Annotated in this window: 20 protein-coding genes; 12 read left to right on the top strand and 8 right to left on the bottom strand. The window is 47.3% G+C overall.

Annotation, left to right across the window (positions count from 1 at the left end; translation table 11 throughout):
* Window positions 1-51 precede the first annotated feature (51 nt).
* Window positions 52-720, bottom strand: a complete 669-nt coding sequence (purN, locus tag AACP44_RS04010; RefSeq protein WP_339339190.1) for a phosphoribosylglycinamide formyltransferase — start codon at window positions 718-720, stop codon at window positions 52-54.
* A 4-nt stretch (window positions 721-724) separates the two neighbouring features.
* Entirely contained in the window at window positions 725-1,777 is a 1,053-nt protein-coding gene (gene purM / locus AACP44_RS04005) for a phosphoribosylformylglycinamidine cyclo-ligase (protein WP_339339189.1), read from the bottom strand.
* A 165-nt stretch (window positions 1,778-1,942) separates the two neighbouring features.
* Here purM and AACP44_RS04000 point away from each other — a divergent pair, with 165 nt between their 5' ends.
* Genes AACP44_RS04000 through hda form a run of 3 tightly spaced genes read left to right on the top strand, consistent with a single transcriptional unit; the run spans window position 1,943 to window position 4,951 of the window.
* Window positions 1,943-3,142, top strand: a complete 1,200-nt coding sequence (locus AACP44_RS04000) for a DUF2066 domain-containing protein (protein WP_339339188.1) — start codon at window positions 1,943-1,945, stop codon at window positions 3,140-3,142.
* 20 nt (window positions 3,143-3,162) lie between these two features.
* Window positions 3,163-4,227: an AI-2E family transporter gene (locus AACP44_RS03995; protein WP_339339187.1), complete on the top strand. Its 1,065-nt coding sequence runs from the start codon at window positions 3,163-3,165 to the stop codon at window positions 4,225-4,227.
* 22 nt (window positions 4,228-4,249) lie between these two features.
* The gene (gene hda, locus AACP44_RS03990) at window positions 4,250-4,951 is read left to right on the top strand and encodes a DnaA regulatory inactivator Hda (RefSeq protein ID WP_339339186.1); all 702 of its coding nucleotides are present in this window, start codon (window positions 4,250-4,252) and stop codon (window positions 4,949-4,951) included.
* A 59-nt stretch (window positions 4,952-5,010) separates the two neighbouring features.
* Here the strand turns inward: hda and dapD are convergent, their stop codons facing one another.
* The 6 genes from dapD to map all read right to left on the bottom strand — a co-directional run bounded on the left by dapD (window position 5,011) and on the right by map (window position 12,028).
* Window positions 5,011-6,048, bottom strand: a complete 1,038-nt coding sequence (gene dapD / locus AACP44_RS03985) for a 2,3,4,5-tetrahydropyridine-2,6-dicarboxylate N-succinyltransferase (protein WP_339339185.1) — start codon at window positions 6,046-6,048, stop codon at window positions 5,011-5,013.
* 34 nt (window positions 6,049-6,082) lie between these two features.
* The gene (locus tag AACP44_RS03980) at window positions 6,083-6,424 is read right to left on the bottom strand and encodes an ArsC family reductase (RefSeq protein WP_339339184.1); all 342 of its coding nucleotides are present in this window, start codon (window positions 6,422-6,424) and stop codon (window positions 6,083-6,085) included.
* 111 nt (window positions 6,425-6,535) lie between these two features.
* A complete protein-coding gene (gene nth / locus AACP44_RS03975) occupies window positions 6,536-7,189 on the bottom strand; it encodes an endonuclease III (RefSeq protein WP_339339183.1) in 654 nt (217 codons plus the stop codon).
* Between the two features lie 5 nt (window positions 7,190-7,194).
* Complete coding sequence (dapC, locus tag AACP44_RS03970) at window positions 7,195-8,433, bottom strand: succinyldiaminopimelate transaminase (protein WP_339339182.1); 1,239 nt, start codon at window positions 8,431-8,433, stop codon at window positions 7,195-7,197.
* Between the two features lie 68 nt (window positions 8,434-8,501).
* Window positions 8,502-11,192: a [protein-PII] uridylyltransferase gene (locus AACP44_RS03965; protein WP_339339181.1), complete on the bottom strand. Its 2,691-nt coding sequence runs from the start codon at window positions 11,190-11,192 to the stop codon at window positions 8,502-8,504.
* Window positions 11,193-11,245: 53 nt separating this feature from the next.
* Entirely contained in the window at window positions 11,246-12,028 is a 783-nt protein-coding gene (gene map / locus AACP44_RS03960; protein ID WP_339339180.1) for a type I methionyl aminopeptidase, read from the bottom strand.
* A gap of 419 nt (window positions 12,029-12,447) precedes the next feature.
* Here map and rpsB point away from each other — a divergent pair, with 419 nt between their 5' ends.
* The 9 genes from rpsB (at window position 12,448) to bamA (ending at window position 22,792) form a co-directional block, all read left to right on the top strand.
* On the top strand, window positions 12,448-13,212 hold the full coding sequence (rpsB, locus tag AACP44_RS03955) for a 30S ribosomal protein S2 (protein WP_339339179.1): 765 nt from the start codon (window positions 12,448-12,450) through the stop codon (window positions 13,210-13,212).
* A 120-nt stretch (window positions 13,213-13,332) separates the two neighbouring features.
* Window positions 13,333-14,196, top strand: coding sequence for a translation elongation factor Ts (tsf, locus tag AACP44_RS03950; protein WP_339339178.1), 864 nt, complete (start codon window positions 13,333-13,335; stop codon window positions 14,194-14,196).
* A 91-nt stretch (window positions 14,197-14,287) separates the two neighbouring features.
* Window positions 14,288-15,010, top strand: a complete 723-nt coding sequence (gene pyrH, locus AACP44_RS03945) for a UMP kinase (protein WP_339339177.1) — start codon at window positions 14,288-14,290, stop codon at window positions 15,008-15,010.
* Between the two features lie 58 nt (window positions 15,011-15,068).
* Window positions 15,069-15,626, top strand: coding sequence for a ribosome recycling factor (gene frr, locus AACP44_RS03940; RefSeq protein ID WP_339339176.1), 558 nt, complete (start codon window positions 15,069-15,071; stop codon window positions 15,624-15,626).
* A 63-nt stretch (window positions 15,627-15,689) separates the two neighbouring features.
* Window positions 15,690-16,454, top strand: a complete 765-nt coding sequence (gene uppS, locus AACP44_RS03935; RefSeq protein WP_339339175.1) for a polyprenyl diphosphate synthase — start codon at window positions 15,690-15,692, stop codon at window positions 16,452-16,454.
* 2 nt (window positions 16,455-16,456) lie between these two features.
* Window positions 16,457-17,290: a phosphatidate cytidylyltransferase gene (locus AACP44_RS03930; RefSeq protein ID WP_339339174.1), complete on the top strand. Its 834-nt coding sequence runs from the start codon at window positions 16,457-16,459 to the stop codon at window positions 17,288-17,290.
* A gap of 6 nt (window positions 17,291-17,296) precedes the next feature.
* A complete protein-coding gene (gene ispC, locus AACP44_RS03925) occupies window positions 17,297-18,526 on the top strand; it encodes a 1-deoxy-D-xylulose-5-phosphate reductoisomerase (RefSeq protein ID WP_339339173.1) in 1,230 nt (409 codons plus the stop codon).
* Window positions 18,527-18,554: 28 nt separating this feature from the next.
* Complete coding sequence (gene rseP / locus AACP44_RS03920; RefSeq protein WP_339339172.1) at window positions 18,555-19,910, top strand: RIP metalloprotease RseP; 1,356 nt, start codon at window positions 18,555-18,557, stop codon at window positions 19,908-19,910.
* Window positions 19,911-20,185: 275 nt separating this feature from the next.
* Window positions 20,186-22,792, top strand: a complete 2,607-nt coding sequence (bamA, locus tag AACP44_RS03915) for an outer membrane protein assembly factor BamA (protein WP_339339171.1) — start codon at window positions 20,186-20,188, stop codon at window positions 22,790-22,792.
* The last annotated feature ends 113 nt before the right edge of the window (window positions 22,793-22,905 follow it).

The following is a 22,905-nucleotide window of genomic DNA, read 5'->3' as shown; positions in this document are numbered from 1 at the left end:
GTCTCTGCCATGACGGTGCCCGCCAGTAGCCATAGAGCCGATAGAGTACAACTAATCGTTATACTGATAGCCGCCAGCAGGGAGCTGGGTGTTTTCCAATAACGCATAGTTAGCTTCCAGTGTTAGTTTACCTTCAGCAAACCATTGAGCAGCCAAAGGGTAGATAATATGTTCTTTGGTGAGTACGCGTTGTGCTAGTGTCTCGGCAGTATCGTCAGCGGCTATTGGTACCGCTGCCTGAATAATCGCCGGACCGCCATCGAGTTCTTCGGTGACAAAATGCACGGTAGCGCCAGCATATTGGTCGCCGGCGTCAATAGCTCGTTGATGCGTATGCAGACCCGGATACTTGGGCAGTAGTGAAGGGTGAATGTTCAATAATCTACCGTGAAAATTTTGCACAAAGCCCGGTGTCAGAATGCGCATAAAGCCAGCGAGTATCACTAAATCAGGTGAGTAGGTGTCAATGCGCTGCATGAGTTCGGCATCAAAGGCTTCGCGGTTGGCAAAATCGGTATGGTCGATCAGTTCGCTGGCAATACCGGCATTGGCGGCTCGCTGCAGACCAAAAGCGCTGGGGCGATTGCTAAATACGGCAACAATCTCAGCCGGCAAACTACCATTGCTAACAGCGTCAATAAACGATTGCAGGTTTGAGCCGCCGCCGGAAATCAGAATAACCAGCTTGCAAGGTGTTGAACTGGAAGCAGATGGCGTCATGCAGTTACAGTCCCTGCAACTCGACCTGTTCTTCACCCTCAGCGGCGCTGGCGATATGGCCAATGACCCAAGGGTTTTCGCCTTGCTGTTTCAGAACGGTTAAGGCTTGGTCGGCATCACTATTGGCAACCGCTAGCACCATACCCACACCGCAGTTAAAGGTGCGATACATTTCAACCGCTTCGACATTGCCTTGCTGTTGTAGCCAATTAAACACTTCAGGCTGCTGCCAGCTTTGCAGATCAATAACCGCTTTGGTGTTGTCGGGTAAGACTCTGGGAATATTTTCCAACAAACCACCGCCGGTAATATGCGACAGTGCATTAACTGGAAGTTGTTTCATCAGCGCCAGAATCGCTTTGACATAAATTCGGGTGGGGGCCATTAAGGCCTGAGCCAGCGTTTTATCGCCAGTGCTTGCAGTTAGATCAGCATCGCTGACTTCAATAATTTTCCGAATCAGGGAATAGCCGTTGGAGTGGGGGCCAGATGAGGCCAGGCCAATTAAGGTATCACCGGTGCTGACTTTAGAGCCATCAATAATCTCGCTTTTTTCGGCAACACCGACACAGAAACCGGCCAGATCATAGTCTTCGCCTTCGTACATGCCCGGCATTTCAGCGGTTTCGCCGCCGACTAATGAACAGCCGGATAATTCACAACCTTTGCCGATACCCTCAACCACAGCGGCAGCAGTATCAACATTCAGCTTGCCGGTAGCATAATAATCGAGGAAAAACAGAGGCTCGGCCCCTGCAACAATCAAATCATTGACACACATAGCCACAAGATCGATTCCGATGGTGTCGTGAATACCCAAATCCATTGCCAAACGTAATTTTGTACCCACGCCATCGGTACCTGAGACCAGTACCGGCTGTTTGTAGCCTTCAGGAAGTTCACACAGCGCGCCAAAGCCGCCTAGCCCCGCCATGACCTCAGGGCGTCGAGTACGCTTGGCAACATGTTTGATGCGATCAATCAGGGCATTGCCGGCATCAATATCTACACCGGCATCTTTATAGCTCAAGGATTGCTTGGAATTTTGTTCGCTCATAGCTTGCTGGGCTCTTGAATGGTCTTGGTTAGAGGCCGCCGCCAAGGCAGGGGCTTATTTATAGGCGCGCTATTTTAGCTTGAATGCCGCTCGAGTACGACTATAAATTAGACTTGTTCCCGCGAATCGCGATCAAAGCTGTACTGGCCGTATCAGATTGCTACAATGCGCTGCATAACTTATTGTCTGTGGCATCTTTGTACCATAAAAAGTACAGAACAAATTATTGGTTTGGGAAGAGCTATCTTGGTGTTTCAATTAAATACTAGCCGCTATTTAGGCCTGATTTATGGCCTGCTGTTGTCGCTTTCTGCCAGTGCCGAGCAGGTGGACGGTTTGTATGATGTTGCCGTGGCTGTCGACTCCCAGTCCAGGCAGGAACTGATGCGAGCCAGCCGCGCCGGGCTAAGTACCGTCTTAGTCCGTGTTTCCGGCAATGCCACACTTATCCAGCAGCCAGCGATTCAATCGGCGATTAACAAGGCCAGTCAATACACTAAACAGTTTCGATATGAACAGCGGCCAGCACTGGTCTGGGACAAAGAAAATTCAGCATCCAGCACTGCTAGCGACGATGAACAGCTTTACGCGGTGATTGAGTTTGAGCCAAAGCTGGTTGATGCAGCTTTACGCAAGGCCAATTTGCCGCTGTGGTCTGGCAATCGTCCCACGGTATTGTTGTGGATGGTGGTGGCTGAGGGTAATACCCAGCGCTTTGCCCGCGCTGATACCGATGCCGATATTCTGCAGGCTATTAATATTCATGCCCAGCGTCGGGGTCTGGCGATCAAACTTCCGGCGCTAGATTTAGAGGATATGGTGGCCGTTTCCACCCAACAACTGTGGCAGTTAAATAACTTCCGCGCCGATCAAGCAGCAGAGCGCTATCGGGCCGACACGGTATTACTGGGTCGGGTTACCCGTTTAACCAACGGCGAATGGCTGGGCCGTTGGCGTTATTCCTTTGCCGGTCAGCAGTTGAGTTTTGATGCCGAAGCGGTGAATGCCAGTGATTATATTGCCACCGCCATCGATCAAGTTGCAGAGTTGCTCGCTGAGCAATACGCTATTGCGCCGGTAACGATTGCCGATAATGGGGTGCTGATGCGACTCCGCGGTGTCGATAATTTTATTAAATACGCCCGTGCAATTAGCTATCTGGAATCGGTTGCCGCGATTCGCCATGCCAATGTGCTGAGTATAGAGGGCGATGACATTATTGTTCGGCTGGTGGCCGATGGTTTGTTAAGCCAGTTAGAACAATCTTTCGCGTTGGATAAACGCATAAAGCCACAGCTGCAGGATAGCGATCGTTATCAAGGTCGTTATCCCATTGCGCTAGATTACACTTGGCCTTCTTCTTGAACCACGCTGGGAATAGCATCATGACAAATAGACAACAGCTAGGGTTGCTGTCAGTGCTGGCCTTTCTAACACTGTTTTTTTGGTTGTTAGAACCTATTCTGATGCCGTTTATGGTCGGTATCTTATTGGCCTATTTAGGTGACCCACTGGCCGATCGATTAGAAGCATATGGGCTGGGACGCACCTTGTCGGTGACGCTGGTTTTTATCGGCTTAAGTTCGCTGTTAGTGATATTGGTGTTTCTAACGATTCCACTGTTGGGGCGGCAATTGGATTTGCTGGCGACAAAAATACCGCAGTGGTTACATGCCTTGCAGAATATTATTATCCCATGGATGCAGCAAACACTGGATTTACCCGCAGATAGTTTACCTATGACACCATTTAAAACCGTACTCACTGAAAACTGGACTTCAGCTGGCGGTTTGGTCGGTGACTTATGGGGCAAGATTGCTGGCTCAAGTATGGCGATGCTGGCTGGCTTGGCCAATTTGGTGTTAATACCGGTGGTGACTTTTTATCTATTGCGTGATTGGGATATTTTGATGGGCCGGCTGCGTGATTTACTACCTCGTTCAATCGAACCAACGGTTGTTCATTTGGCTTCGCAGTGTGATGAGATTTTGGGCGCCTTTATTCGCGGTCAGCTTTTGGTGATGTTAGCGCTGGGCATTATTTACAGTGTTGGGCTGAAATTTATCGGTTTGGATTTGGCATTGATTTTAGGTTTAATCGCCGGTCTAGCCAGTATTGTGCCTTATATGGGGTTTATCGTTGGGATTGCCGCCGCCGGCATTGCAGCCTGGTTTCAGTTTCATGAACTCTCTATGTTGTTAGCAGTGGGGGGTGTCTTTGCCGTTGGCCAGCTATTAGAAGGAATGGTACTGACGCCGCTGTTAGTGGGCGATAGAATCGGCTTGCATCCTGTTGCAGTGATTTTTGCGATTATGGCGGGTGGCCAGTTAGCCGGTTTTAGCGGTGTGCTACTAGCGCTTCCGGTGGCTGCAGTGATTATGGTGTTGTTGCGTTATGCCCACGCCAACTATAAAGACAGCGAGCTTTATACGGCTGATGATTCGGCTTGATAAAAAATAGATTATACGATTTATGAGTTTTTCGTTTGAACAATTACCGCTAGCAGTTCAGCTGCGCGATGATACTACCTTTGATAATTTTTATACTGGTGATAATGCCTTGCTACTGGAAACTTTACGCGCGCAATTAACCGGGGGTGAGCGTTATGTTTTTTTATATGGCAACCGTGGTGCCGGTCGCAGTCATTTATTGCAGGCGGCTTGTCATCAGGCCAGCGAAGCGGCGTTATCTTCGGTGTATTTGCCTTTAGGTGAGTTGCGTGATTATCCACCGCAGACTTTATTTGAAGGGCTTGAGCAGTTATCGCTGGTTTGTCTGGATGATATTGATCAGGTGATGGGTGATAAGACTTGGGAACAGTCGTTATTCCATTTGTTTAATCGTTTACAGGATCATCAGGTTAGTTTGATTGTCAGTGCCAATAGTGCCGTGCGGGCATTAAATATCGCTTTGGCAGATTTGCAATCGCGGTTAAGTTGGGGAGCGGTGTTTCAGTTAAAAAACCTTAGCGACCAACAGCGTATTGCGGCTATTCAATTGCGGGCTGAACGTCGCGGGCTTGAATTAAATGATGAGGTGATGCAGTTTATTTATCATCGGGGTCAACGCGATATGGAAGCGCTGTTAGTTGTGTTGGCTAAGTTGGATCATGCCTCTTTAAAGCAGCAGCGACGGCTGACGGTGCCCTTTGTTAAAGATGTTATGGGCTGGTAGTGTTTTCACAAGCCATCACTAGCGTTATGACTTGTGATATTTAACTATTGAGTTAACGATTAGTTATTCGCGTGTAACTCTTCATTTAACTCAACCGCTGATTGATTGGTTAGGCATTCCACCGCACCGTTAGTCGAGTTTCTACGGAATAATAAATTCGACTTACCTGCCAAATCACGCGCTTTAACACGATCAACGGCCTTATTTTGATCATCCAAGACAGTGACCTTGGTGCCGGCAGTTATATAAAGACCTGACTCCACAGTACAGCGATCACCTAGCGGAATGCCAGTACCGGCGTTGGCACCTAATAAACATTCTTTGCCGACAGAAATAATAATATTACCCCCGCCAGACAGCGTACCCATGGTTGAGCTGCCACCGCCTAAATCCGAACCTGAGCCGACAAATACGCCGGCAGAAATACGGCCTTCAATCATCCCCGGTCCATCAGTGCCGGCATTAAAATTCACAAAGCCCTCATGCATAATCGTGGTGCCTTCACCAATATAAGCCCCCAATCTCACTCTGGCGGTATGGGCAATGCGTACACCGGCTGGAACCACATAGTTAGTCATCTTGGGGAATTTATCGACGCAGTCTACATTGAGTAGTTCGCCATTAAGGCGAGCTTCAAGTTGCGCCTGTGATAATTCTTCCAGATCAATTGCACCTTTATTGGTCCAGGCGACATTGGGTAGTACGCCAAATAAGCCGTTAAGGTTAATTTCGTGAGGCTTGACCAAACGGTGTGAAAGCAGTTGCAGCTTTAAATAGCCTTCGGGTACCGAGGTCGGATTATCATCCGTAGCAAGAATGGTTGCGACTAGAGGTTTGGTGCTAGCTTTAAAGCGGTTAACGATAGCCGCCTGTTCTTGTTGGTCAGCGGCAGTTAAGGCTGACTCCAGCGTATCTAGTTGATCTTTATCCACCGCAATAATTTGATTGCCGCCGTTATAATTCAGGCTGGTGCAGAGTGTTTCGGTTAAGGCCGCATCGGGCTTAAGCACAGGTTGGGGGTAAAATACTTCCAGCCATTCACCTTTGCTGTTTTGGGTGCCTAGACCTAATCCAATACTAAAAATTTGTTCACTCATGAGTTACCTGCAAATAAAAAAATGATTTGAAAATTTAAAATAAATCCTGATAAAGCTTGGCATTAAAGCCGACGGTAAATTCACCGTTTCTATCCAGTAGCGGGCGTTTAACCAACGTGGGATTGGCCAAAATAGCGGCTATGGCTGTTTTTTCGTCCATGATATTGCGCTGCTGTTCGCTGAGTTGTTTCCAGCTGGTGCTGCGTTTATTGACCACGGTATCCCAACCCAGTTGAGCTATCCAGGCTTTAATTTGCTGTTGCTTGATAGGGGCTTCACGGAAGTCGTGAAATTGATAGTCGATAGTGTTGGCATCCAGCCATTTGCGCGCTTTTTTTACGGTATCGCAGTTTTTAATGCCGTAGAGTGTGGTCACGGGGTTGCTCGGCCTTATTGGATTATCGATTGGAATATCAAAGCACGGCAGGATAGCAGATTATTGGCTTGGAGTGGAGGGTGTTAGTGCACAATACTGCCAACAGCAGTATCAAGCTTTTTTGGTTTTTTTGGGTTTTGTTCGGTTGGGGTAGCACTGGGTGCAAATATCACAGACCGTGCCATCGCAACCTCGGGCACTGCAGTATTCTCTGCCATAGTAAATAATTTGCAAATGCAGGGCGTTCCACTTCTCGATTGGAAACAGGCGCTTTAAGTCTTTTTCGGTCTGGCTGACATTTTTGCCGCTGGTTAGCCCCCAGCGTTGTGCCAGGCGATGGATATGGGTATCCACTGGAAAGGCGGGCACACCAAAGGCCTGTGACATCACCACGCTAGCAGTCTTATGGCCGACGCCGGGTAGTTCTTCCAGTGCATCCATATCCTGCGGTACTTCACCGTTATAGCGTTCCACCAGCATTTGGGACAGTGTTTTGATGGCTTTGGATTTTTGCGGCGAAAGGCCACAGGGTCGAATAATGGCTCTAATGTCCTCGACTTTTTTCTTCGCCATATCAAAGGGGTTGTCTGCCAATTTAAACAGGGCGGGGGTAACCTGATTAACTCGTTCATCGGTACATTGGGCTGATAACAGTACCGCGACCAGTAAAGTGTAGGGGTCTTTATGATCCAGCGGGATAGGCTGGGTGGGATACAGTGATTGCAGCTTTTGCTGGATATAGTCAACCCGCTGTTTTTTTAACATGGTGTTTATCCACTAGCGTCAGCTATTGCCGACTCGTTCGGAGTAAGATGTTTTAGAAATGTCTTGATACGTTTTGCCGCCGTGATGCACTCGTCCAACGGTGCCACCAAGGCCATTCTGATATGGTTTTCGCCTGGGTTAAAACCATCAACCGTTCTGCCGATATAGCGACCGGGCAGTACCGTAATATGTTGTTGGGCAAATAGCTGTTGGGCAAAGTCGGTATCACTGATGGGCGTTTTTGCCCATAAATAAAAGCCGGCATCCGGTTTCGATACCTCTAAATCATCACCCAGAATCGTTAATACCGCATCAAATTTGCTGCGATACTGATCGCGGTTATGTTTAACATGTTGCTCGTCGGACCATGCGGCAATACTCGCCAATTGGTGCTGAATTGGCATGGCGCAACCGTGATAGGTGCGGTAGAGCAAAAACGGTTTGAGGATATCGGCGTCGCCGGCGATAAAGCCGGAGCGCAGTCCGGGCAGGTTTGAGCGTTTTGATAAGCTGTGAAAAACGACGCAGCGTTTATAATCGTTTCGACCTAGTTCACTGCAAGCCTGCAATAAACCGACTGGAGGTCGTTGTTCATCAAAATACAGTTCGGAGTAGCACTCATCGCTGGCAATAATAAAATTATGCTTATCGGCAAGGGCGATCAGTTTGTGCAGGGTGTCACTGTCAAATACTGCGCCGGTAGGGTTGCCTGGTGAGCAGATAAATAATAACTGGCAGCGTTGCCAGATAGCATCGTCTACCGCATCAAAGTCGGGAATAAAATGATGTTGCTGCAAGCAGGGTAAAAAATAAGGTTCGGCCCCAGCTAAAAATGCCGCGCCTTCATAGATTTGGTAAAAAGGATTGGGGGTAATGATGAGTGGATTATCGTCGCGGGTTTTATCAATAGCGGCTTGGGCAAAAGAAAAAATGGCTTCGCGGGTGCCGTTGACCGGAATAATATGACGTTGCGGATCAATGCTATTGGGTGCCAGCTTAAAGCGGCGGGTTAACCATTGACCAATCGTTGCGCTCAATTCAGGCAGGCCTTTGGTTGAGGGATATTTGGCCAGTTTATCCATATTGTCTTGCAAACTTTGTGTTACAAAATCCGGCGACTGGTGTTTGGGTTCGCCGATAGATAAGGCGATAGGCGATAAGTGCTCTGGTGGCGTTACAGTTGCCTTTAGGGCATTGAGTTTTTCAAACGGATAAGGCTGTAATCGATGTAAATCCGGATTCATAGTCAGGTCTGTTCTCTAATTTATTAAGCGCCGAACAATTAAGCACCGAACAATTAAGCACCGAACAATTAAGCGGCCGCTTTTTCATCCAGTTCTTTGCATATCGCTGCTTGAATGGCGGCGCATAATGTTGGGTCTTCAATCGGTTGTTGATGTTGGTCGGTAATAAAAAACACATCTTCAACCCGTTCACCCAAGGTGGCAATCTTGGCGTTCTGTAATTGTATGTTGTAATCGAAAAATATTTTTCCGATATGGGCTAATAATCCCGGGCGATCCGGTGTGATCACTTCCAGTATGCTATGAGTGCCTGAACTATCGGTTACCAAAGTCGTGCGAGTCGGCACAGAAAACAAACGCATTTTCCTGGGCGTGCGACGCTGCATAAAGTCAATATAGTCAGTTGTTTGTTTGATATGCTCGATCAGGAAGGTTTTAATTTGTTCGATTCTGTTTGAATCGTCACCAATTGGCTGACCATTATTATCCAGCACATAAAAAGTATCCAGAGTAAAACCGGTACCAGAATTATAGATACGGGCATCCTGGATATTCAGATCCAGTTGCTCAAGACCGGAGGCCAATAATGCAAATAAGGTATCCTGATGACGGGCGTGAATAAAAATTTGTGTCGCCCCTTCAAAGTCCAGATCGCTGCTTTCTTTCAGTAATACACAGGGGGTGTCGGTATCATTGTGCTGGCTGATGGCTTCGGTATGCCAGACGATATCGTTGACTTTCTCGCGCAAAAAATAATCTTCGCCGGTTTTGCCCCAAACTTCATGGATTTCATCTTCGGTAAATCCCAGATTTTCCAGTTGTTCAATGGCTGCGTTTTGGGTATCCCGAATCCAGTCGGCTTTATCAATAGGTTTTTCTAAACCGCGACGCAGTACTCGCTTGGTTTCTGCATAAAGTTGACGCAGTAAAGACGCGCGCCAGCTATTCCAAAGGTTAGGGTTGGTAGCATTAATATCTGCCACGGTTAACGCATAGATATAGTCTAGGCGAGTTTGGTCAGCCACCACTTGAGCAAATTCGACGATTACATCGGGGTCGGAAATATCTTTTCGCTGCGCTACCGATGACATCAGTAAGTGATGTTCCACCAGCCAGCAAACTAAATTGGCATCATGTTTACCCAATTGATGGCGCTCGCAAAAATGCCGTGCATCAATAATGCCCAGTGTCGAGTGATCGCCACCACGGCCTTTGGCAATATCGTGATATAAGCCGGCAATATAGAGTAATTCTACTTTAGGCAGGCGTTTAACCACCCGTGCTGCTACCGGATATTTTTTCTGGGATTCTTCATAGTGAAAGCGGCGCATATTTTTTACCACTTCCATAATGTGTGCATCGACTGAATAAATATGGAACAGGTCATGCTGCATCTGGCCGATAATTTTGCCAAATTCCGGCAGGTATTTGCCCAGCACGCCAAAGCGCAACATCCGCCGCAGTTGCAAGGCGACTTTGTGGGGAGAGCGCAGTATTTCGATAAAGGCGCGGGTATTGCGCGGGTCGCTACGAAAGTTGTCATCAATCAGGTGGCGGCTTAACCGGATCAGACGAATGGTGGAGGCACGGGCACCATCAATATCTGGGTTTTGCGCCATCAGTTCAAAAATTTCCAGCAGGGCCGATGGGTTGTTTTCAAATACGTTATCATCGGTCACTTCAATATGGCCGTTGCGAACCTGAAAGCGTGAATTAATCTTGTAGATATTTTCTGCTTCAGCGGCGCGCAAAATGGTTTCATCAAAATGCTGCATCAGCACATCATTCAACTCGCCCAGTGATAATGCCCAACGATAGTAATATTGCATAAATCGCTCAACTGCCATTTTTGCATCGTCATCATCATAGCCAAACATTTTTGCCAGCGTGCGCTGGTGGTCAAACAGCAGGCGATCTTCTTCGCGTCCGGTAATCATATGCAGGGCGTAACGCATGCGCCACATAAAATCCATACCGCGGTTGAGTATGTCCAGCTCTTCAGTGCTTAAAAAACCCTTTTCGGTTAACTCTTCTATTTTGTTGATGGAAAAATGTCGTTTGGCTATCCAGCTGATCATCTGGATATCGCGCAGTCCGCCGGGGGAGTTTTTTACATTCGCTTCCAGCACATATTCACTGTTGCCGTGTTTTTGGTGGCGGGCAATTTGTTCGTCCCATTTGGCGCGAAAAAATTGCTGACTGTTCCACAGCTTATCGGTGCTGATACCTGTCATGATGGTGTTATGCAGCTGCGCTTCGCCACATAGAATGCGAGATTCCATTAAGTTGGTAACCACGGTGATATCTTTTTCTGCTTCCTGTAGGCATTCATCGATAATGCGAACGCTGTGGCCAATATCCAGATTAATATCCCAAAGCAGGGTAATAAAGTCGCTAATATGTTGCTGTAGTTCTGTCACAGCAGGCTCATCCTTTAACAGAATAAGCAGATCGATATCAGAGTGCGGATGCAATTCACCCCGGCCATAGCCGCCAACTGCAATCAGGGAGATATTATGTTGGTCGCCCCAGTCAAAGCGCTGCCAACAAGCTTTGAGCAGTTGATCGATAAAGCTAGCGCGGGCCCAGATCAGTTCGCGAATATAAACGCCCTGTTGATATTGCTGATGCAAAAAGTCGGTGGTGCGTTCAATATTTTTTTTCAATAAGGGAATGGGTGACTTGGCGCTTTTTAAGGCTTGGGTAAAAAGCTCAGGATCAAAAACTGTCGCCGGAATGGAAAAAGGCTGCTCGCTCATATTTGCAGTATCTACCTTAAGTTTACTGATATTGTCGGGTTTAGTTTTTAAGTTTAGCCTTTAAAATAAGGCTCATCTTTACGGGCGGTTAATACATCGACGCCATCTGCGGTAATAGCGAGGGTGTGTTCCCACTGGGCTGATGGACGGCTGTCTTTGGTGGTGACGGTCCAGCCATCTTTTTTATTCAGTTTAACATGGCGTTTACCGGCATTAAGCATCGGTTCAATGGTAAATGTCATACCTTGTTCCAGTACTAGCCCAGCGCCTTTTTTGCCGTAGTGCAGTACCTGTGGCTCTTCATGAAATACCTCGCCAATACCGTGACCGCAATATTCCCTGACCACCGAGTAGTAGTTGGCTTCGGCATGCTGTTGAATAACATGGCCAATATCGCCAAGGGTGGTGCCGGGGCGCACAATATCGATTGCCTTGTAGAGACATTCTTGGGTAATCGAGACTAACCGCTGGTTGTGTTTTAACGGTTCGCCAATATGGAACATCTGGCTAGTATCACCGTGAAAGCCATCTTTGATCACGGTGATATCAATATTGATAATATCGCCATTTTTGAGAATTTTTTTCTCTGAGGGGATGCCGTGGCAAACCACTTCGTTAACCGAGGTGCAGATGGACTTGGGAAAGCCATGATAATTTAGCGGTGCTGGAATAGCCCGCTGAGTGTTAACAATATAGTCATGACAGATTCTGTCCAGCTCACCGGTACTGATGCCGGCTTGTACCGACGGCGCGATCATTTCCAGCACTTCGGCGGCCAGACGGCCGGCTACTCGCATTTTCTCGATTTGATCGGCAGTTTTAATCGCGACACTCATGATTTTTGTTTCTAACTCGTTGATATTTAATGAAAATAATGCAAAGGCAATAGTGGGTTATGCCATCGGTTGGCTATTGTAAACCAAGCTTGTTGGCAATAGCCAAAGTTATCTTCATTGTTTGGAGCAGAACCTGAGGCAGAACTTGGGGGATAATTTGGGGATAAATTGACACAAAAACAGCGCTTTAGCTTTAAGTCATCAGGGTGTTGTGGTATAAAGCGCGCACTCAAATTTAGGGTCAGGCTACAGCGCAGTCAATAGCTAACAGTCTGATGCTGCTTTTGAGAAAAAACGATTAACTAAATCCGCACATAGACCGTCACATGAGTCAGGGTGCCCCCAACGGTTAAATAACGCCGAGCAAGGGTTGATGAATGGGGTTTATGGAGGCCTAACCCGTATATAAAGGTAACTATATGACAACTCAAGTAAGCATGCGTGACATGTTGCAGGCTGGCGTCCATTTTGGTCATCAGACTCGCTACTGGAACCCCAAAATGGGCGAGTACATTTTCGGTGCTCGTAACAAGATCCATATCATCAATCTGGAGCATACCGTTCCAGCTTTCAACGACGCTTTGGCCTTCATTCAAAAGCTGTCTGTGGGCAAAAACAAAATTCTATTTGTCGGCACCAAGCGTGCTGCCAGTAAAATCATCCAAGAGCAGGCTATTCGGGCCGGCCAGCCTTATGTTAGCCACCGCTGGTTGGGCGGTATGTTAACTAACTACAAAACCATTCGCGGTTCCATCAAGCGTCTGCGCGAGCTTGAAACCCAGCAGTCAGACGGTACTTTCGAGAAGTTGACCAAGAAAGAAGCACTGATGCGTACCCGTGCGATGGAAAAATTAGAGCGCTCTATTGGCGGTATCAAGGATATGGGTGGCTTACCCGATGCCTTATTCGTCATCGATGTTGATCAGGAGCGTATCGCCATTCAAGAAGCTAACAATCTGGGTATACCAGTTATTGGTATCGTCGATACCAATGGTGATCCAGATGGTGTGGATTATGTAATTCCGGGTAATGATGATGCGATCCGCGCTATCAAGCTTTATGCCACGGCAGTTGCCGATGCCATTTTGGCCGGTAAGGGTGCTGACGCGCCTGTATCAAAAGATGAGTTTGTTGAAGAAACTCCAGCTACAGAAGCCGAACCTGAAGTACCAGCTGCTGAATAAGTTCAGTAACCAGCAGCATTAAAAGGGGGCTGAGCCCCCTTTTTTGAGACCTTTTTTTAGTTTTATGTGCTTTACCTTCGCGTCTTTCGCGGTTTAGTACATGTGTTAGAGGATAAGACGATGGCAGCTATTTCTGCAAAAATGGTTAAAGAATTACGTGACCGCACCGGTCTTGGCATGATGGAGTGCAAAAAAGCACTGACTGAGGCCGATGGTGATATTGACGCAGCAATTGAAGAGATGCGTAAAAACAGTGGTATGAAAGCGGCTAAGAAAGCCGGTCGTACCGCCGCTGAAGGCGTTGTTGCGGTTAAGGTAGCCGACGATGGTAGCTACGGTTTAATGATCGAAGTGAACAGTGAAACCGATTTTGCTGCTCGTGACGAAGGTTTATTGGCCTTTGTTGCCACAGTGACTGACAAAGCTTTTGCCGGCAAGCAAACCGATATTGACGCATTAATGGATGGTGAATTAAGCACTGCTCGTGAAGCCCTAGTGCAGAAAATTGGCGAAAATATTACTGTTCGTCGCAGTGTTGTGCTTGAGTCAGACGGTGTTGTGGGTAGCTACTTGCACTCCAATAATCGTATTGCGGTAATGGTTTCGCTACAAGGTGGCGATGCTGAGCTAGCTAAAGACATTGCTATGCATATTGCGGCGGTTAATCCTCAGGTTATTCGTTCTGAAGATATGCCAGAGGAAGTGGTCAATAAAGAAAAAGATATCATCAAGGCGCAGCCGGATATGGAAGGCAAGCCAGAGGCTATTGTTGAGAAAATGATGATTGGTCGTATCCAGAAGTTCCTGAAAGAAAACAGCTTGGTTGATCAGCCTTTTGTTAAAGATCCTGAAGTGACTGTTGGCCAGTTGGCTAAAAATGGCGGCGCTGAAATTCTGTCCTTTGTTCGCTACGAGGTAGGTGAGGGAATTGAAAAGGATGAGACAGATTTTGCAGCTGAGGTTGCCGCTCAATTGAACGGTTGACCGCAGTTGTTAAAAGGGGGCCACAGGCCCCCTTTTTTCTATCTGGCTGTTATACAATCGCGCACTGTAACTTTTTGCTGTAGGAGTTTTTATGCCAAGCACCGATAAAAAATATAAACGTATTTTGCTAAAGCTCAGTGGTGAGGCCCTAGTGGGTGAAGAGGGTTTTGGTATTGATCCCAAAGTGCTGGACCATATGGCGCTGGAAATTGGTCAGTTGGTGGGGATTGGTATTCAGATAGGTCTGGTTATTGGCGGTGGTAATCTATTCCGCGGTGCCTCCTTACAAAAAGCCGGTTTAGACCGAGTCACCGGTGATCATATGGGTATGTTGGCAACAGTGATGAACGCCTTGGCGATGCGCGATGCCTTGGAGCGTGCCAATATTCCATCCCGCGTGATGTCATCTATCCCTATGAGTGGCGTTGTCGATCACTATGATCGTCGTAAGGCGATGCGTTTTTTAGAGAGTGGTGAAGTGGTTATTTTCTCAGCCGGTACCGGCAACCCGTTTTTTACTACTGATTCGGCGGCTTGTCTGCGCGGTATCGAAGTAGAGGCTGAGCTAGTCCTGAAAGCGACCAAGGTCGATGGTGTTTACACCGCTGATCCAATGAAGGATCCTGCTGCCACCAAATATGATCAATTGAGTTATGATGAAGTGCTGGATAAGAAGCTTGAGGTGATGGATTTAACGGCTATCTGTTTATGCCGCGATCATCAAATGCCATTGCGCGTTTTTGAAATGGAAAAGCCCGGGGCTTTGCTAAATATTGTTAATGGTGGCAACGAAGGCACTTTGGTTGCTGGCTAGCAAATATTGATACAACACTGAATTAAGTCGATAAAAATAGTAAGTTGGGAGACGTTCTGTGATTGAAGAACTAAAACAAGATGGTGAAGAACGGATGGCCAAAACTTTGGTTGCTCTGGGTGCCAGCTTAAACAAAATTAGAACAGGTCGTGCGCATCCGAGTATTTTGGATGGTATTCGCGTGTCTTACTACGGCTCTGATACACCGCTTAGTCAAGTGGCGGCGATCAATGTGGAAGACGCTCGCACACTCTCAGTTGTACCATGGGAAAAAAATATTGTGCCCGATGTTGAAAAAGCGATTATGAAATCTGATCTGGGTTTAAATCCTTCCACCGCCGGCGCCGTTATTCGCATCCCTATGCCGATGCTTACCGAAGAAACCCGTAAAGGTTTTACCAAGCGGGCCAAACAAGAGGCAGAACAATCTCGCGTTTCTGTGCGCAATATCCGCCGCGATATTCTGGCGGATTTAAAAGAGTTGCAAAAAGATAAAGAAATTTCTGAAGATGAAGAGCGTAAAGCGCAGGATGAGGTGCAAAAAATTACCGATCGCTTTATTGCTGAAATAGATAAAATTCTGGCCGCTAAAGAAGCCGATCTCATGGAAATATAAACGGTTTTTGGTCTATTTCTGCCACCGAGGGTATAACACTTTTGAGGGTGTTTTTTAACGATTATGTCTGACTTATCTGTTCCCCAGATTTTTGACGAAGTGCCCCGACACATTGCGATTATTATGGACGGTAATGGCCGCTGGGCAAAGCGTCAGGGTAAGTCCACCTCTGTGGGGCATAAGGCCGGTGTTGAAACCGTGCGTACCGTGCTGCAGCTGGTTAAAGACAACGGCATAAAGATTGTTACCCTGTTTGCTTTTAGTAGCGAGAACTGGCAGCGACCCAGCTTGGAAGTCAAAGCATTAATGGCGTTGTTTTCCACTTATTTAAAAAACGAAATTCAGCAACTGCATCAAGATGGTGTCTGCGTTCGTTTTATTGGCAACCGCCAACGCTTTAATGGCAGTCTGATTGAGCAGATGGACTATGCTGAGCAATTAACGTCAGATAATACCGATACAACACTGGTGATTGCTGTAGATTATGGCGGTCAGTGGGATATCGCCAATGCGGCCAAGCAGCTAGCTGAGCAAGTTAAAGCTGGCACCCTTGAGCCAGGGCAAATTGACGAAACTTTATTGGAGCAATATATCGCTCTCGCTGATTTGCCAAAGCCGGATCTATGTATTCGTACCGCCGGTGAGCAACGTATGAGTAATTTTTTATTGTGGCAAATGGCTTACTCGGAATTTTTCTTCACCGACACCTTATGGCCGGATTTTGGCGAGCGGGAAATGCAGGCTGCATTGGCCAGTTATAAGCAGCGAGATCGTCGCTACGGTGGGCGTGAAGAAGACCCAGATCAACCACTGACAGAGGTAAATTAAGCGTGCTAAAACAACGGGTCATCACTGCCGTTATTATGATTTCACTGATCGGGGCCGGTATTTTTCTATTGCCGCCTCTGGGTCTGGCAGGCTTGATAGCGGTGCTTGTTGTTATCGCCGCCTGGGAGTGGGCTGCACTAGCCGGTCTAACCGGTTTTATCAGTCAATTATTTTTTAGCCTTTCGGTGGCGATCTTAATGCTACTGTCTGCCAGCTATACCCAGATTTTTGGCGCCGCTACAAACTGGGAAAATGTCCGCGATATTCTTGGTTTGGCTTGTCTATGGTGGGCGATTGCCTTGTTGTGGGTAAGAAGCTTTCCCGGCAGCGCCATCATTTGGCGTGCTACACCGATGCGCCTGCTGATGGGCTACCTGACGCTGGTGCCGGCTTGGTTGGCATTGGTTTATCTGCGTGTTCACAGCCAGGGTATTGCTTTGATTTTTATCCTTATTGCGCTGGTTGCGGCCGCGGATATCGGTGCTTATTTCTGCGGTTTGCGCTGGGGTAAAGCCAAACTAGCACCCAATGTCAGCCCAGCTAAATCTTGGGCGGGTTTTTGGGGTGGACTTGGCGCCAGCACCAGTTTGATGATGGTGTTGTGGTGGTTGTTTGCCGATCAGGCATATAGTCTGCCCGCCGTGTTAGCAGTGGCGATAGTCACGGCATTGGCTTCAGTGCTGGGCGATTTGCTAGAGAGTATGGTTAAACGTCAGCAAGGTGTTAAAGACAGTGGTCAAATATTGCCAGGCCACGGCGGCATGATGGATCGGCTGGATAGTATGACAGCCGCCGCGCCAGTATTTGCCTTGAGTTTACTGTTGGCCGGCTGGTAGAACCTGATGAACATTGATAGCGCCCCTTCAGTGCAGCAAATAACCGTACTCGGTTCTACCGGTTCTATTGGTGTTAGCACATTGGATGTTGTGGCGCGCCACCCTGATCGATTTAGCCTCTATGCGCTGACTGCCAATACCCGAGTCGATTTAATCCTTGCGCAAATCAAGACTTATCAGCCGCGTTATGCCGTGATGCGTGATGAACAGTGTGCCGAGCAATTATCACAGCAGCTGAAAGCGGCCGGTATTACCACCACTGAGGTGATGGCCGGTGAGCAGGGTCTGGTTGCGGTAGCTGGTGCTGATGTGGTCGATACGGTCATGGCTGCTATTGTTGGTAGCGCCGGTTTAGTACCTACTATGGCGGCGGTTGAAGCGGGTAAGAAAGTTCTGCTAGCCAATAAAGAATCGCTGGTTATGGCCGGTCATTTGCTAATGCAGGCGGTTGAGCGTAGCGGTGCCACCTTGCTACCCATTGATAGTGAACACAATGCCATCTTTCAGTGTATGCCTGCCCGTTATCAAACCGGTGAAAATTTGGGCTTAGCGGCCGAAGGTGTCCGTAAAATTCTACTGACCGGTTCCGGTGGTCCTTTTCGCCAAGTGCCATTGGATCAATTAGCTGCCATGACACCTGACCAAGCTTGCGCTCACCCCAACTGGGATATGGGCAGGAAAATTTCCGTCGATTCGGCGACCATGATGAATAAAGGGCTTGAATTGATCGAAGCCTGTTGGCTATTTGACACTGGCCCCGAAAATATCGATATTGTGGTTCACCCGCAGAGCGTGATTCATTCCATGGTCGAGTACAACGACGGTTCGGTGCTGGCACAGTTGGGTAATCCCGATATGCGCACCCCGATTGCCCATGCTTTGGCCTTCCCGCAGCGGATTGCCTCCGGTGTTGCCAGCTTGGATATTATCGCCACGGCACGGCTGGACTTTGAAGCGCCGGATTACCAGCGATTCCCCTGTTTACGCTTGGCCACTGAGGCGATCAAAACCGGCGCCAGTGCCATGGCTGTTCTCAATGCAGCCAATGAAATAGCGGTGCAGGCATTTTTGGATAAGCGGATTCGCTTTACTGATATCCCTGTTATTATCGAGCATGTATTGATGGCAATGCCGGTGATTGAACCCTCGACCTTAGAGCTTGTCCAACGGCAGAATTTTGAGGCGAGACAGCTTGCAGCTACATTTATTGAGGGGGACCTTAAAGTCGCTGGATAGAAAACACTTCCGATAACGACTCTCTGCTATGGAATTACTACAAACCGTTCTGATTACAGTGGCTACCCTAGGTATCTTGGTATCTATCCATGAATATGGCCATTTTTGGGTAGCACGTCGCTGTGGTATCAAAGTGTTGCGTTTTTCTGTCGGTTTTGGTCGAGCCCTATTTCGTTGGCATGATAAGCATGGCACCGAGTTTGTCATTGCCGCCATCCCCTTGGGCGGTTATGTCAAAATGCTGGATGAGCGTGAAGCTGAGGTTGCCGAGGAAGACGTGCCTTATGCTTTTAATCGCAAGCCGGTTGGTCACCGGTTGGCGACGGTAGCAGCCGGCCCTATCGCCAATTTTATCCTAGCTATTGTGGTCTATTGGTGTGTTTTTGTCGGTGGCGTGACTGGCGTTATCCCGCTGATTGGCAACGTCGAACCCGGTTCTATCGCTGAGCAGGCTAGTCTTGAACCCGGCCAGCAAATTGTTGCGGTAGACGGTGAAGCGACACCAACGATCGAAGCTTTGCATCGGCGTTTGCTACAGCGTATCGGTGAAAGTGGTCCCATCACTTTGTCGGTCAAATACCCCGATTCGGATTTAACCTATGATTCCACCGTCCAGCTAGATCAGTGGTTGGCAGGTGATGAAGCGGTTGATCTGATTGGCGGTCTGGGGATTGAGTTATATCGCCCGCCGGTTCTGGCTGTGATTGATCAGGTTATTATCGATAGTCCAGCAGAAAAGGCCGGCCTGATGGCGGGTGATAAGGTGATTGCTGCCGATAATATCGTTATCGCAGAGTGGTCAGAGTGGGTGGATTATGTCCGCGCCCGTCCCAGTCAGGCCATCAATGTGGTTTATGAGCGTGAGGGCACTGAGCTTACTACTTTGCTAACGCCCGACACCCGCTATGATAAAGATAACAAGCCCTTTGGGCAGGTTGGTGTGAGTGTGCAATGGCCCGAGTGGCCAGAGGAAATGAGACGCAGCTTTAATTACGGTGTGATTGAAGCGGTAGGCGAGGCTCTAGATCGTACTTGGTCAATGAGTGTATTTACTCTGGAGTCGATTAAAAAGATGCTAATGGGCCTTATCTCCTCGAAAAACTTGAGTGGGCCGATCACCATTGCTAAGGTGGCCTCGGCCTCAGCCAGTTCTGGTTTGGAGGCCTATCTGGGCTTTTTGGCACTGCTAAGTATCAGTTTGGGAGTGCTTAATTTATTGCCTATTCCCGTGCTAGATGGCGGTCATATTTTGTACTTTCTGGTTGAAATAATAACTGGTAGGGAAGTGCCGCTGCGTATTCAGATGCTGGGTTATCAGCTGGGTGTATTTATTATCGCCGGTGTGATGATGTTAGCGATCTATAACGATATATTGCGGCTCTAGTTAACGTTGTTACGGTAGTTGTGGGCGTAGCTACGATTAAAAAGAGTTTCTTGAAATATCTTTCAGGCTCACACATTGCCGGTAATGTCGTTTATAATGATGCGCTTGAAAACACTTAACAGCCTCAGTTCCTGAGTTATGCAAATAACTGGGACCGTTGCGGGAAATAAATTGAGTATGCTGATTGTTAATGATTGACCGCTCGCTGTGGGCACTTGGACAATCAACATTTAGCCTGAATTGGGCCGATAAAAAATTTTGGTATAAAACCTTACATGAAACGTTATTTCCTGCTGTTGTTAGTGATTGCCTTAAGCGCAGTGTCTGCCCGAGCAAGCGAGCCGTTTGTTGTTTCTGATATACGGGTTGAAGGTCTGCAGCGGATCTCTGCCGGTAGTATCTTTGCCTCTCTGCCAATCAATGTGGGTGATACTATTGATGCCGGCACTATCCGCAACAGTATTCGTACCCTTTTCCGTACCGGTAATTTTGACAATATCTATATAGCCCGTGATGGTCGCATCTTGGTGGTGACCGTAGAAGAGCGTCCTTCTATCAGCGAAATTAATATCGAGGGCAACAAGGCTATCGATACCGACTCGCTGTTAAAGGGTTTAAAAAGTGCAGGTCTAGCGGAAGGTAAAGTGTTCAAGCGCTCCACCTTGGAGGGTATGAAGATGGAGCTGACTCGCCAGTATGTCTCACAGGGTCGTTATGATGCCGGTATTGAAACCGATGTTACTGCGCTGCCCCGTAATCGCGTGGCGGTGAATATCAATATTGACGAGGGCACTACAGCTTCGATTGAGCATATTAATATTGTTGGTAACGCAGTTTATAGCGATGAAGATTTGATGGATTTGTTGGAACTCAAATCCACCGGTTGGTTATCTTGGCTGACCAGCGATGATAAATACGCCAAGGAAAAATTATCCGGCGATTTAAACACCCTTCGATCCTACTACCTCGATCGCGGTTATATTAAATTTAATATCGATTCATCTCAGGTGTCAGTGACGCCTGATCGAGAAGCGGTTTATATCACCATCAATATTATTGAAGGTGAAAAATACGAAGTGGGTGAAGTTAATTTATCGGGCGATATCGTTTTATCCGAGGAGCAGTTAGCGCCTTTAGTGTTGGTCAAAAAGGGACAAACCTTTTCCCAGGCCGCCGTCACCAGTACAGAAGAATGGCTAGCTAAACGTTTGGGTAATGAGGGCTATAACTTTGCCAAAGTTGAAGCTATTCCCGATATTAACGATACAGATAAAACGGTAGCGATTAAATTTTTTATAGATCCCGGCAAGCGTACTTATGTTAACCGCATCAATTTTGAAGGTAATATTCGTACCGCTGATGAAGTCTTGCGCCGTGAAATGCGCCAGATGGAGGGTGCTCCGGCTTCATCCGCCAATATTGAACAGTCTCGGATTCGTTTAGAGCGTCTTGGATACTTTAAACAGGCGATGATTGATACGCAGCAAGTCCCCGGCACTGATGATTTGATCAATCTGCTCTATAGTGTTGAGGAGCAATCTTCAGGCAGCATTAGTGCCAGTATCGGTTTTTCTCAGGATAGTGGTGTTTTATTTGGTGCCAATATTCAACAGGATAACTTTTTAGGCACCGGTAAAAAGGTTGGAATTGACTTAAACAAAAGTGATTATTTGACCAATCTGCGTTTTAGTTTTTTTGATCCTTATTATACCAAAGATGGGGTTAGTCGCGGTTTCTCTGTTTTCTACCGTGAGGCCGACCTCGATAAAATTAATGTCTCCCGTTACACCACTAATACCATGGGTGCCAATTTGAACTTTGGTTACCCAATTAAAGAAACCGAGCGTTTAGGTTTTAGCTTGGGTTATACCAATACTGAAATTGAAGTGGGTTCTGGTGCGGTACAGGAAATTATTGCTAGCCCGCGTTTATTTGATGTGAAGACGATTGATGATGTTGATTACTACAGGGATTATTTTATCGATCTGCCGGAGAGTGAAGAAGAGGCCCTCATCCGCTTTATAGATGATAATGGTAACGTTATAGCTGGAAATGAGGGGCTACTGTCGCCGTTAACAACGGCAGGTTTTCTGGATCAACATGGCGATACCTTTGATACTTTCTCCATTACTACCAGTTGGACGCAGTCGACGCTTAACCGTGGCCGGATGGCAACACGGGGTTCTTCACAAAGTCTATCGTTGGAATTAGCTGTTCCCGGTAGTGATCTGGAATATTATAAGTTGGTTTATAACGGTCAAATATTTTTCCCAATTACTCAATCCTGGACATTACGTCTGCGCACCGAGTTGGGTTATGGTGATGGCATAGGCGGTGATGATCTGCCGTTTTTTAACCATTTCTATTCTGGCGGTTTTGGCTCGGTTCGAGGCTTTAAAGGGAATACCCTTGGGCCGCGGAGTACGCCAGCAAAAATTTATAAAACCGGTAAAGCGACAGTCCGCAATGAAGCGGGTGATCTGGTTAACGACAACAAGTTATCCTACGTAGTTGCTAACGACGCCAATGGTGACCCGAAATTAGTATTAAATCCCTATGAAAATGACTCAAACCCCTTTGGTGGTAATATCTTGATCGAAGGCAGTGCTGAGTTATTATTTCCATTACCGTTTATTAAAGATCAGCGTTCAGTTCGCAGCGCCTTCTTTATTGATTTTGGTAACGTGTTCAGTACAAACTGTGGTCAGCTGCAAGCCAATTGTACCGACGTTGACCTAAACGAATTGCGTTACTCGGTAGGCCTTGGCCTGAGTTGGATTACCGGTTTTGGTCCATTAACCTTTAGCTATGCCAAGCCATTTAATGATAACGAACAAGACGAAACTGAAGCGTTTCAGTTTTCTGTAGGAAGAAGTTTTTAACCATTGATTCGAGGCTATGAGAGTGTTCGTTTCAAAAACTATTTTGACTTTTCAATTGCCGAGATGGAGATTTATTGTGAATAAACTGATTAAGCTAAGCCTGCTTGCCGTTG

Source organism: uncultured Oceanicoccus sp. (genome assembly GCF_963968385.1).
GTDB lineage: Bacteria > Pseudomonadota > Gammaproteobacteria > Pseudomonadales > Dasaniaceae > Oceanicoccus.
The sequence above is the reverse complement of the archived record's forward strand: the minus strand, read 5'-3'. Positions and strand labels throughout refer to the sequence as shown.